The 12,954-nt window shown below is 54.3% G+C and carries 8 protein-coding genes; all 8 read right to left on the reverse strand.

From position 1 onward, the window contains the following. A partial coding sequence (locus tag A6X21_RS00775; protein ID WP_240490133.1) for an alanine--tRNA ligase-related protein occupies positions 1 to 970 on the reverse strand: 970 nt, incomplete at its 3' end. 157 nt (positions 971 to 1,127) lie between these two features. Further along, positions 1,128 to 2,687: a trypsin-like peptidase domain-containing protein gene (locus A6X21_RS00780; protein ID WP_131818108.1), complete on the reverse strand. Its 1,560-nt coding sequence runs from the start codon at positions 2,685 to 2,687 to the stop codon at positions 1,128 to 1,130. A 77-nt stretch (positions 2,688 to 2,764) separates the two neighbouring features. Beyond that, the gene (recA, locus tag A6X21_RS00785; protein WP_068845318.1) at positions 2,765 to 3,823 is read right to left on the reverse strand and encodes a recombinase RecA; all 1,059 of its coding nucleotides are present in this window, start codon (positions 3,821 to 3,823) and stop codon (positions 2,765 to 2,767) included. A 131-nt stretch (positions 3,824 to 3,954) separates the two neighbouring features. Continuing rightward, positions 3,955 to 4,701, reverse strand: a complete 747-nt coding sequence (locus A6X21_RS00790; RefSeq protein ID WP_068845320.1) for a YebC/PmpR family DNA-binding transcriptional regulator — start codon at positions 4,699 to 4,701, stop codon at positions 3,955 to 3,957. A gap of 160 nt (positions 4,702 to 4,861) precedes the next feature. Continuing rightward, the gene (locus tag A6X21_RS00795) at positions 4,862 to 7,321 is read right to left on the reverse strand and encodes a tetratricopeptide repeat protein (protein ID WP_068845323.1); all 2,460 of its coding nucleotides are present in this window, start codon (positions 7,319 to 7,321) and stop codon (positions 4,862 to 4,864) included. Between the two features lie 346 nt (positions 7,322 to 7,667). After that, complete coding sequence (locus A6X21_RS00805) at positions 7,668 to 8,804, reverse strand: hypothetical protein (RefSeq protein WP_068845327.1); 1,137 nt, start codon at positions 8,802 to 8,804, stop codon at positions 7,668 to 7,670. 232 nt (positions 8,805 to 9,036) lie between these two features. Then, positions 9,037 to 9,618 carry a 30S ribosome-binding factor RbfA gene (gene rbfA, locus A6X21_RS00810; RefSeq protein WP_083233299.1) on the reverse strand — a complete coding sequence of 194 codons (582 nt, stop codon included), beginning with the start codon at positions 9,616 to 9,618 and terminating at the stop codon, positions 9,037 to 9,039. 82 nt (positions 9,619 to 9,700) lie between these two features. Then, on the reverse strand, positions 9,701 to 12,811 hold the full coding sequence (infB, locus tag A6X21_RS00815) for a translation initiation factor IF-2 (RefSeq protein ID WP_068845331.1): 3,111 nt from the start codon (positions 12,809 to 12,811) through the stop codon (positions 9,701 to 9,703). Positions 12,812 to 12,954: the final 143 nt, after the last annotated feature.

The raw sequence follows: 12,954 nt of genomic DNA on the forward strand, positions 1-12,954 counted from the left end.
AATCCCAGTCTCGCATGGATTGTGTCGTTTTCATACCAAAAATTGTCGCTTGTGTCCGCGACGAGATCAACACACGCAGGAGCAGTCGAATGATGTAGTTTTCTTTCTCCGGCCCAGGGACACAGCCCTCATGGATGGCGAATGTGCAAGCACGGACATGATCCGCAATGCGGCGAAGTGGTCGGCCCACAGGGCTGCCAAAGTCATACTTGACCCCCAGGATCTCACCGCCGCGGTCACACAATGGCCGGAGAATATCGATCTCGTAGTTGCTCTCGAAGCCCTGCATGACTGCTGCAGTCCGCTCAAGCCCCATCCCCGTGTCGATATTCTTCTTGGGTAATGGCCTCAAATTGTTGGGGGGATCACCTACGCGATTGAACTGTGTAAAGACGAGATTCCAGATCTCGACTTTCTTGCCGCTGGGTGGCGTGTAGTAAATTTCACTGCAAGGGCCGCAGACACCATCCGGGCCATTGGTGGGTGAACCGGCAGGCCAGAAGTTTTCGTACTCGTCTTCACGGGTAATCTGCTTCGGATCGAGGCCAATTTCGTTCTGCCAGATACCGACTGCCTCATCGTCGTCCAGATAAGCGGTGACAGTCAGTCGCGAAGGTTCCAGACCCAGCCACTTTTTGTCTGTCAGGAATTCCCACGCCCAGTGGATAGCTTCTCGCTTGAAGTAATCTCCAAACGAAAAATTCCCGAGCATCTCAAAGAACGTATGATGATACGACGTCACCCCGACATTGCTGATATCGCCTGTTCGCAGGCACTTCTGGCAGGTTGTGGCCTTGGTGAAATCGAGAGGCCCGATGCCAAGAAACTGATTTTTGAACTGATTCATCCCCGCGGGTGTGAAAAGAACGGTTGGATCGTCTTTTGGAACCAACACATCCGAAGGGCGACGGAGACAACCCTTCCCGACGAAGAAATCAAGATACTTTTCGCGGAGTTCATCTGTCTTCATGTTCGATCGGCTGCCGTGCCTGCAAGGCGATTGAGGAAACGTCCGGGCATGCAAATTCATGCCTTTCCCTGACAACTTATCACAATCGGCAAAACCGGTGCATCCTCAGCATTGCGAATTGTCGCGCAACGCTTGCCGATTTCCACAAATTTGGCACTTATTCGGCTTCCACTGTCACTTGCCGACCGTCTGCCAGGGTGAGTTTGAGCTTGCCGGCCGCCGCAGTTACCAAAGTTGTGAATTCTGCCGGAGTACCAACGGGTTGCCCATTGACCTCCGTAATAAAGTCTCCGACATGGAGCCCCGCCCGACTACCGGCGCTCTCTGCCACGATTTCCGTCACCAGCACGCCCGGGAGAAAGCGAATGGGCTGCGGCAAAAGTTTCCATCGTCCTGTCGAATAATCGACTGTTAATCCACGCAAGGCGGATCGTCGGGCCCCCGACGCCACTATCTGATCTTCCCAGTCGACGGGCCACTTCCCGAGTCGTACAGAAAGCTGCAATTCCTGCTGGCCACGTAAAACCTTGAAGGGAACGACTGTTCCCGGTGCTTTCAGACCCACTTCCCGCATCAGATCATCCCCTTGAAGGATGCGCACTCCTCCAATCTCCAGCACAATATCACCGGGCTCAATTCGACCGTTCCATGCCGGTGAATAAGGGTAAGCCATCTCCACCTGAGTACCGTACAACACACGCGGGTAGCCTTCGATCGCCCGGGGTATGACCACGGGAGCTCGATTGAGGCTCACACCCAGAAATCCGTACTCAACCTCCTCGCCTCGAATCAGTGACTCCACAATCCGGCGGACTCCGGCATCGAACGGCACAACAAACCCACTCGACTTCTCATAACCATCCAGGGCGGCCAGCGAACTTCCCATACCCACCAACTCCCCATTCAGGTTGATGGCGGCAGCCCCACTCATCCCCAGTGAAAGTCGTGCGTCGACCTGCCAGAGTGTGCCGAAGTAATGAATGGTGGGTTTCGCTTTGCGAGAGTCATCCCGAGCCACCAGTGGATCAGGAGGTGGGCGACGGGTCATGTTGGAAATCATGCCCATCGTGACACTGGCCGAACCATCTCGTGCAATCGCATACGGATTCCCCAGCAGCAGCACGAACTGCCCTTTGGTCATCTCATCCGCACGGCCTAACTCCAACGGAGTGAGATTCATATCACCTGATCTCAAAGCACCGCTATCAAGTGCCAGGACTGCCAGGTCACTTCGAGGATCGGCGGCGAAAACTGTCGCCCAGCAACCCTTACGCCCTGCAAATGTGACGAACAACCGCGATTGATCCCCTTTCACAGGCTGCCCATACCGCTGTCCATTTCGAACAGCGTGATAACAGGTGAGTACCACAGGTTCCTGTGGGTTCGCCCCGCGAATCAGAATCCCGCTCGCAAACTCATTGGGAACAAAATCAGGGTCGAGCGGATCCAGCCGGGTGACCCGCTGATCCGGGCCAACGATCATTTCCGTTGCCGACGGACGGACCCGGGCAATACTGACAATCGCCCCCTGATTCCGCTCAACAAGATTTTGAACCGACTTTTCGAATGCGACCAGAGGGAGAGCCGGAGCCTGTGCCAGAAGTGTCGTTGAACAGCAAGCACCAAACGCGAGAACCACGATCAGCAATCCGCGCAACGATGCTCTCGCTGTGGAAACAGCCTTGAAGACAGGCGGCGTGGACTCGCATGACCTCATCACAACATTTCCCGCAGAACTCCGGCCCGAACAGACACCCTGGATCCGAGTCACTTCCAACGGATTTTCTCTTGGAATCACTCTCCCTTGGAAGAGGTGGAAATGTGTTGACCAGCGGCATGCAGTTCCAGCACTCTGGCCTTAATCTCGGCCATCACTTCCGGATGCTCTTCCAGATAGATCCTGGCTTTATCCCGGCCCTGACCGAGCTTGACTTCCCCATACGTAAACCAGCTACCACTTCGATCAATGAGGCGTGCAGCCACCCCCAGATCGAGAAGATCACCCGAAAAGCTGATTCCCTGTGAACTCAACATGTCAAACTCAGCCACACGGAATGGGGGCGCGACTTTATTTTTGACAATCTTGACCTTCATGCGCATCCCGGTCGTGACATCCCCCTCTTTCAAAGTTGCCAACCTCCGGACATCAGCCCGGACGGAGCAATAGAACTTGAGAGCCCGCCCGCCAGGAGTTGTTTCCGGGCTGCCGAACATCACGCCGATCTTTTCCCGGATCTGATTGATGAAGATCACCACGGTTTTGGCTTTCGAGATCACCCCGGTCAGCTTACGCATGGCCTGACTCATCATGCGGGCCTGCAGACCAACGTGAGAGTCGCCAATCTCCCCCTCCAGTTCCGCTTTAGGAACCAGTGCCGCCACCGAGTCGACGACCACAACATCGACTGCGTTGGATTTGATCAGCATCTCGGCAATCTGCAGAGCTTCTTCTCCTGTCGAGGGCTGACTGACAAGCAACTCTTCCAGATTGACTCCCAGCTTCTTGGCCCAGGCTGGATCGAGAGCATGTTCAGCATCGATAAAGGCGGCAATTCCGCCTTCTCGCTGAGAATTGGCAATACAGTGGAGTGCCAGTGTGGTTTTACCACTCGATTCAGGGCCGAAAATCTCAATGATCCGGCCTCGTGGAAAGCCTTTGCCACCCAGTGCCAGGTCGAGCGACAACGCCCCGGAACCAATCCCATCGACATCCATGCCGGCATCGGTCAACTTCATGATCGAGCCGCGACCGAAGGCCTTTTCGATCTGCCCCAGGGTGTTATCGAGCAGCTTCACATGCTCACGATCAACGTCTGCAGCAGATTTCTTGTCTGGCTTGGCCTTCGGCGACATCCTGAGTCATCCTTTTTGAAATCTTTTTCGGTCAATCACAACCCGTACATAGCCACGTTTATTACGTGTGTACAAAAATACAAGAAATCAAATGAACAGTCAACACCCTGCATAAAATGGATTTTGGCCCATCACTTCGAAAGCTCTGCCAAAACCTCTTCCGACACGCTGAAATTCGACATCACGTTCTGGATGTCATCGTTGTCTTCGAGAGCATCAATCAAAGCCAGGACGGCTCGCCCCATCTCCAGATCAAGCTCAACCGTGTTCTGTGGCAGCATGGTGATTTCTGCAGATTCCGTTGGGATTCCGGCTTTCTCCAGGGCTTCTCCCACAGGCGTAAAGGTCTCCGGGGGACAAATTACCGAAAAGCCGCCGGCGTCAGACGTAACATCCAGTGCGCCGGCATCGAGCGCGATCTCCATGAGTGTGTCTTCATCAGTCACACCGGCCTTCACTGCATAGAGCCCTCGGCGATCAAACATCCAGGCCACGCAACCTGTGCTGCCAAGATTCCCGCCATGGATATCAAAGATCCGGCGGACTTCACCGGCTGTGCGATTCCTGTTCTCTGTCAGAATATCACACAGGACAGCCACACCACCCGGGCCATAACCTTCATAGAGGACCTGCTCGTAATTGTCGGCCTGCAGCTCGCCTGTCCCTTTCTTGATCGCACGCTCGATCGTATCCGCTGGCATGCTCGACTTTTTGGCGCGATCAATGGCATAACGCAGTGCAAGATTCGCAGCCGGGTCTCCGCCCCGCTGGGCAGCCACAATAATCGCCTTGGAAAGCTTGCCAAAGAGCTTCCCCCGCTTTTGATCGTATCGTCCCTTCTTGTGAGCAATATTCGCCCAATGGGAATGGCCAGCCATACTGTCTATCTCTTCTCAACTAGCAGATTCAGTTCAACAACTTACGACAAAGCGAGAGATTTGATCTCTTGAGCTGGCAGCAAACCTCGGAGAATGACCAGTTTCCGGCACACGCACAAGGGCTTGATGACGGCAAGGCCAGCCGATCATCGTCACAACATCAGGACGTGGGCTCGACACCTTGTGGCTTGCCTCCCTCCGGCTTAGCCCCCTCTTGTTTCGATCCCTGTGGCTTGGCCTCTTCTTTTGGTTTGGCAGCCGTCCCTAACTTTTCTTCCAGTCGCTTAAGCAATTTCTCATCAGGGAGACGTTCAGCTCTGGATTTCTCCATCGCTTTTGCCCAGGCCTTCTGAGCGTCGGCGGCTCGCCCCAGTTTGTCGTAAGCATCTCCCAGATGTTCATAGATTGTGCCATCTCCACCCGTCCGCATTTCAGCGGCTTTTTCCAGTGGCGAAAGTGCCTCTTCATACTTTCCCAGCTTAAACAGTACCCAACCCAGGCTGTCGAGATACGCAGCATTTTCAGGTTCTGCTGCCACCGCCTTGCGGATCATTTTCTCGGCTTTTTCCAGGTTTTTTCCCTGGTCGGCATAGAGGTAGCCCAGATCGTTGTTGACCGAAATATCCTCTGGATCTTCCTCCAGCACTTTTTCGAGGATCGCTTCCCCTCGTGGGATATCTCCCTGCATGACATAGATGTTCGACAGGCTGAACTGGCATTGCCTCACAATTCGTGTCTCGCCGGGAAAATCCCGGAGCACAGTTTCAAACTGGGCAATCGCTTTTTCGAAATTGCGACTGTGATAGTAAATCCAACCTTTCTGGAACTGCAGGACAGCCGCCTGGGGAATCAGACGAATCGCCTGATCAATCGCTTCGAGTGCTCCTTCAGTATTCCCGTTCATCTCCCGGGCTTGAGACAACTGGAAGAGCAGGTTGGGCTTTCGATCAGCCATCGCGGGCTCTTCGAGAGCTTCTTCCAGAACCTGGGCAGCATCGGCATAGCGGTCGGCTTTCAGGAGCATTTCCGCCAGATCGGAAAGCACAATGCCTCCACGATCTGGAGCAATCTCCTTGGCTTTGCGAAAGAATTCGATCGCAGCATCGATCTGCTCACCTTGAGAGGCCAGCTTGGCGACCAGATAGGCCTCTTCAAAAGTCAATTCACGAGGTTCGGCAGTCGCCTGCCGACGACCGGCATCAATCACCAGACCGACCAGTTCCCGATCCTTTGCCACCGACTCGAACTCGGCTTCAATCTCATCCACACCATCCGGTGGAGCCTGAGACAAGCCGCGACCTAACGTATCCAACAGTTTATCTGCCACTTTCTGCTTGCGATACAAACGCGAAAGCCCCAGATATCCCTTTAAATCTCGCGAACCCTTTAGTGAGGCTTCGTAGATCTTTTCGGCTTTTTCGTAATCACCGCGATCCGTCAGTTTCTCGGCCAGAAAGAACTGCAGTGTCGAATTCCGCTGGTCTTTTTCGGCAATCGCAGTCAAGCGATCAATCAACTCTCCCTCAAGACCACTGCGGGAGAGAATCTGCGACAACAATTCGTAAGCTTCGCGGCCTTTGGATTGTCTTTGAGCATCGATGTACTTCTGAAGTTCAACCAGAGCCTCCGCCGGCTTACCTTCCAGAAGCAGCAGTTTGGCCTGATAGAAATTGACGTTTCCCCGGCTGGCCTTCCCGGTTTTGACCGCCAGTTCCAGCGCTTCTCGCGCAGGGGCGACCCGTTCTGCATCCAGGAGAACCTGGGCAACACGTTCAGCGCCGGTCCTGGGATCATTCATCAGTTCGTTGCGGAATCTCGGATCAAGCTTGAACTCATCCGGCTTCTTAAACACTTTCAGCAGCAGTTCGTACTTATCGGCTGCCTTGGGAATATCACCCGTCGCCAGATACAGGATCGCCAGGTCTCGCTGCAGTCGGATCGCCCAGTTCGACAAAGGATCGAGTGTGGGAGAATTCGCTGCCTGCTCGAGAAACTTGATTGCCTCGGCCCCTTTCTGCTGGGCAGCCATTCCTGCGGCAAGAGTATGGAGAACTTCGAAGTCGGCAGGATCGAGATCGACAACTTTCATGGCCCAGGACATCGCCTGTGCAGGTTGTTCCTGAATCAGTGCGATCTGCATCAGTTTGCGATACGTCTCGGCAGAGCCTGGATCAAGTTCCGCTGCCCGCTGGTAAGCCGTGTAGGCCCGCTTCCATTCCAGTCGAGATTCGAACAATGAGCCCGACATGAACCACGCCAATGCCTCAGCCTGTTTTTCTTCGGCAGGAGTGCGCGGCGTTTTAGGAGTCAGAGGAACAGCCGGTTCATCCAGTGGTTGCAGTTGAATGACAGGCCCTGCGGGGACCTTGGGAGATCCGGCAGGCTGAGTTTCCTCAGACGCTGCCGTTTTCCTGGTTGCCTCTTCCGAGACCGGAGGGGGTGTGACAACCTCCTGCGCAGCCACAGGCTTCAAGAAGGCATCGGCCAGTCCGTGCCCAGACACCACAGATATGGCTACGCAACAGGGAATCATCAGGCTGAACTTGAAGAGGTGGAAACCTCCATCCCGTCGCAGACGAAATGCGGTCAGTCCCAGACTCCATTTTCTGACGTGTTCCATTCCCTGCCCCTCAAGATTTTCCCTGGGCATCTGCTGAAGACGCGGTGTTCACGTCCAGCGACGATTCAACATTTAACAACGTCTGATTGTAGCCCTGAATGTCCTTGGGCAGCAAACCGAAGTTTGACGAAAGTCTGCTTTGGGCAAGGTTCGATGGATCACATTTTCGAAAGCTGGTTCGCGAGAGAAACCGCGAAAAGAGCGTCTCTTCGTCAGAAACCAACCCACGGACTCGAAGAGACGATCGTTCGGGAACTTCTGGCCACCTGAGCCAGCGCACAAAAACAACGATCCCTGGGAGCAGGTATCAGCCCGTTACAGAACGACATCTCCCGCGTCTTCACCGCTACGATTTCGACTTGCCAGCTTTTTTCACAGGAGCTGCCTTGCTCTTGGCCGAGGTCGTTTTGGCATCCCCCTTTGCAGTCTTGGCGGAAGGCGCAGCTTTGGCAGATTTCTTGTCAGACGCTGCTTTAGAAGCCGCCTTGGTGCTGGGTGCCTTTTCGGCCTTTTCTGTCTTCTCAGTCTTTTTGGCCGTTGAGCTCACAGCCTTTGAAGTCGCTGCCTTTTCAGTGCTTTCCTTCGGAGGCTTAGATACCTTTTTAGCGACGGGCTTATCGTCGGAAGGCTTATCAGCTTTTGGTTTCCTGGTCTTGCCAGAAGTTTCAGCCGCCACTTCCGTGGTCTTCTCTTCAGACTTGGGAGACTTAGGACCACCTTTGCCCTTGGGCTCAGTCTGCTTCTTCAGCTTCTCCCAGTAAGCGGCAGGCCCGAGCTTCATGAGTTCAGCCAGTCGTTCCATCGCCGTCCCAGCATCGAAACCTTCGGGTGGATGTGGGTAAACCTCTTTATTGAAGGCACTTCGCAGATTGGAATCGGTTGCCAGAGCACGAATCATCCCGCAGAAACTATCGACTTCTGCTTTTTTGACCGTGGTCTTGAGTGACTCACTGATTTCGTCAGCATTTTGTCCAGGCATCGCCAGTCCCAACCAGACCAGCGTATGAATCGAGCTTTCATCCAGAGGGATAACATGCGCACCAAGAACCGCATGCAGTGTGTAAGTTCTGACAAAGGGCGTGGCCGACTTGATTTTCACAAGTTGCTTCTGGGCCAGTTCGAGTGTCCGCTTTTTGAGCCCTTCGAACTCGAACGTGTAATTCTTATCGAAGACATGCTGCAGCACGCCTTTGTAACGATAAGCCTTCCATTCGCTGTTATGGAGCGACCCCAGAGCCTCCTGTAATTCGGTCACAGAACTGACACGGGCTTCGTTGAGGTCTGTAAAAGCTGCTCTCAATTGCTCATAAGCCGCCTGAGCTTCTTCAATCGGTGAATCTTCCAGGCAGACTGCATAGAGCATCGTTTCCAGAACTGGAAACTCGGGAGACGATGGCAGTTTATGAAGCTTTTTGACAACCGGATGAAGCTTCTTCAGAAGTGCCTGCTTGTCGGCGGTTTTTGTTCGTACGGCAGAGGCCATCGTGTGTTTCTTCCGCAGTCAGGTTCCGGGAAATACCACTGTTCTATCGACTTCCGTCACGACGATCATGTTCGTCGGGAATGATGGCAGCATCATACAAGAGGAACGTCCCATCATTCCGGAGGAATTCCACTGAATTTCAATTCTCAGTTCATAAGCAGCCACCAACCATCAGCCAGAGCAGATTGATCTTCGATTTTCATGCACAAGATTCGTTCTACAGTCGCTGACTTTATACCGATTTTGATTCACCAGAGACACCTGTATCACCCGCATCGCCGGTCACAGAATCATCACCCGCCGCACCATCAGAAACTCGACCCGCCTCTTCACTGGTCACCACAGGATCCACGGCACCTGATGAGGATGCCTCCTCGTTCAATTCGCCAGCGACTTCTGCTTCATCGTCCTCAAATTCTTCATCATAAAGATCGTCATCCAGAGAATCTTCCCCTTCCTCTTCAGCTTCATCGACAGGAATAACTTCTCGCAGGGCTTTCGACGTTTCAATGCTCCGTTTGACCCCCTGATCGAGCACAAATGTCAGCACCGGGGTATAGCGCGTCTCCAGTCGGTCTGCGATCTTGGCCTGAAAGAAGCCGCAGGCAGATTGCAAACCATGCATGCACAAAGACTGCTCTTTGGGAGTCCCCATCACCGAAACATGAACCCGTGCGGTTCGCATATCCGGAGCCACCTCTGCCGAAAGAACAGTGACGTTCTTGACGCGTGGATCACGGATATGCCGCATGATGGTCAGGCTGACTGTTTCCAGCACAGCCTGAGAAGCCTTTGCAAGTCGTCGAGACATCATGGCTGTAGTGCCTTATGGCGATAGCGCCTTTACCTATTTCCTCACCAGAACTACGACAGCCCGGGATCCTGCATTTCCACCCTTAATCGAATGTCCGTTTGACTTCTTCAATCTTATAGGCTTCCAGCAGATCCCCTTCCTTCACGTCATTAAATCCTTCCAGCCGGATACCACATTCCATCCCTTCGCGAACCTCACGGCTGTCGTCCTTCTCACGCCTGAGCGAAGCAATGGCGTAAGAGTTCAGCACTTTCTGGTCTCGAATCACATGGATGCGGTTGGTTCGTTCGATCGTACCATTCAACACACGGCAACCCGCAATCGTACCAAAACGACTGATGTTGAACGTTTGCAGCACAATCGCCCGGCCCAGCGTGACTTCCTTCTTGGCCGGCTTAAGCATCCCTTCCAGAGTCTGCTTAATCTCATCAATCACTTCGTAAATGATGTTGTAACGGCGGATTTCCACATTTTCCTGGAGTGCCAGAGCTGCTGCCCGGTCTTCAGGAATCACATGGAAGGCAATAATGATTGCCGAAGAAGCACTGGCGAGATAGACATCACTTTCGTTGACGCCACCGACACCTTCGTGCAGGATGCGGACGCGAACTTCGGGATGTTCAAATTTCCCGATTTCACTTCGCAGAGCTTCCAGAGAACCTGGCGTGTCGGCCTTAACGATCACACCCAGATCCTGAACTTCACCCTCGCGGGCAGCGTTGAGAATATCTTCCAGGGTTCGTTTACCACCGCGCGAAGAGAGCGAGACCTGTCGTCCAGCCATCCGTCGCCGCTCGGCGATCTCACGAGCCAGATCCAGATCGTCCAGCACCACGAACTTATCGCCAGGAGCCGGCACGATATCCAGACCAGCCAGCATGACCGGTGTCGATGGCGGAGCTTCATCGAGTTCCTGCTGATGCTCATTGAAAATCGACCGTACCTTGCCGTAAGCCTGCCCACACAGAACAACATCTCCGCGGCGGAGTGTCCCCTTCTGCACAATGAGCCAGGCCAACGGACCGCGGCCTTCATCACGGAAGGCTTCAAGACAGGCCCCGGTGGCGGGACGCTGTGAATTCGCCTTGAACTCATTGAGTTCGGCGGTCAGCAATAATGTTTCCAGGAGTTCATCCAGACCTTCGCCAGTTAAACCGGAGGTGCGTACAACTTCCGTGTCTCCACCCCACTCGGCAGCCAGCACATTCTGGGCAGCCAGTTCCTGTAAGACACGCTGCTCATTTCGATCAGGGAGATCGACCTTGTTCAGCGCGACAACAAGAGGCACACCAGCGGCTTTGGCGTGAGCAATACATTCCACCGTCTGTGGCATGACACCGTCATTCGCAGCCACCACCAGCACAACGATATCAGTCACGTTCGCACCGCGAGCACGCATTTCACCAAATGCTGCGTGGCCGGGAGTATCGACGAATGTCAGTTTCTGACCATTCTTTGTCACCTGATAAGCAGCAATATGTTGGGTAATGCCCCCATGTTCGGAGGCAGCCACATTCGCAGACCGAAGCTTGTCGACCAGAGTCGTCTTGCCATGATCGACGTGCCCGAGAATCGTGATGATTGGCGGTCGATTTTCCAGAACTGAGGGATCGTCCGGGAGATCGATGTATTCCTGAAGTTCGTCTTCGACATCCTTGGGTTTGACAATCTTGAGGTCAACGCCCAGTTCCAGAGAGAGTTCAAGAGCAGTCTCTTCATGCAGCAGGCTGTTGATGGTCAACATCTCGCCACGCTTGAAGAGAATCCCCAGGATCTGCTTGGCCGGCCGGCCAATCGCTTCCGAAAGAGAGCGAACTGTCAGTGGCGGCTCAATCTCGGCAGTTGTTTTGAGCTGTGTCGTTTGTTTCTGACCAGGCCGACGAATGAGCTTGCGAACGGCCTTACGTTCAGCAATCTCTTCTTCCTCAGACGTACGAACATCTTTCGTCCGCTTGACCCGGCGGGCTTCGCGGATCTCTTCCATACCGGCACCCAAGGCATTTTTATCTGCCTTCTTGCCACCGGCACGACCCTCCATGATATCCGCCAGATCCGCTTTGTTCTTCTCGTCACTGCCGCGGCGGCCACCGCTGCCAGCGACTCGATCCCCCAGAGGAGAATGCGTCACCAGCTTACCTTTGATATCAATGCGGATATCAGGGACCTGGGCCTTGACGTCTTCTTTACGTGCAACGGGGCCGCCACTGAATGGAGCCAGATTCGCAACACCTGGTACATTCATACGGGGGCGGTTGGATGGCTCATTCCCCCCACGATTCACAGGGGGTGCTGCTCCACCACCCTGAGCTGGTGGCCTTTGAGTGGCGGGCGGCCCTTGAGTGGTTGCCTGCTCACCTCGCGAAGGAGTTCCTCGACTGCTCATCCCCATATCACGCATGGGGCGACTGCCAACAGCTCGCATCGGTCCACCGGCCATGCGCGAGGGCATCGAAGGACGCTCCGGCACACCCGAAACGCGATTGCCTGAATCCTGTGATGGCTGAGATGTCCCACCCTCACTACCACTTCCACCGCCGGGTGCCGAACGTTGCAGTGGTTTGGAACCGGCTCCCGGGGGAGAGTCAGTTCCAGAATTCCCTTTCGTACTGACAGACCCGCGCGAGGTCATCTGGTGTTCACGCACTGGTGCGGGAGGAGTCACGGACTCAACAGTCGCAGAGCTTGATTCGGCATCAGAATCGGTTTCACCAGCCACATCGGCAGGGATTATCGCTCCTTCCGAGGAGGCTTCGACTTCGGTGTCGTGCGCGCCAACGACAGTCTCCTCAGTCTGCACAAACGAGTCTTCCTGAGCCGCGACCTCTTGAACTTCCGGCGAAAGCTCTTCCTCCAGCTCCCGGGGGGCTTCTTGAACAGGTTGGGGCTTACCTGAAGCGACCGGCTTGGTGACGGGGGCTTTGGAAATCATGTCCCGCAGTTTGCGAACTGCTCCCGCCAGTTCACGAACATGTTCTTCGCGCTGGGGGGTCACGGGAGCTTCACCTCCCGGAGCAGTCATCACCGTGGTTGAACCACTATTGCGGATAATTGCCAGAACGCGATCGCGTTCCTCTGGCGAGATGCTGGCCAGGGCAGAGTTCTTGACCACAATGCCAGCCTTAGCGCAGTGCTCGATCAACAGCCTGCTGTCCATATCGAGCTCTTTGGCGAGAGCGAAAATTCGAATCTTCAAACGCTCGTTCCTCTGTTCAAAACAAGAGTCAGACTCTCAAACAGGAGTCTGTCAATTCTGCCCGGCAGAATCATTTCTCACTATGTCGGCTCAATTCAAAACACCGGCTCAAATCAGGAATTCCTGAGCAGGCTCCGGAGTCA

The sequence above is a fragment of the Planctopirus hydrillae genome (assembly GCF_001707835.1).
Classification (GTDB): domain Bacteria; phylum Planctomycetota; class Planctomycetia; order Planctomycetales; family Planctomycetaceae; genus Planctopirus; species Planctopirus hydrillae.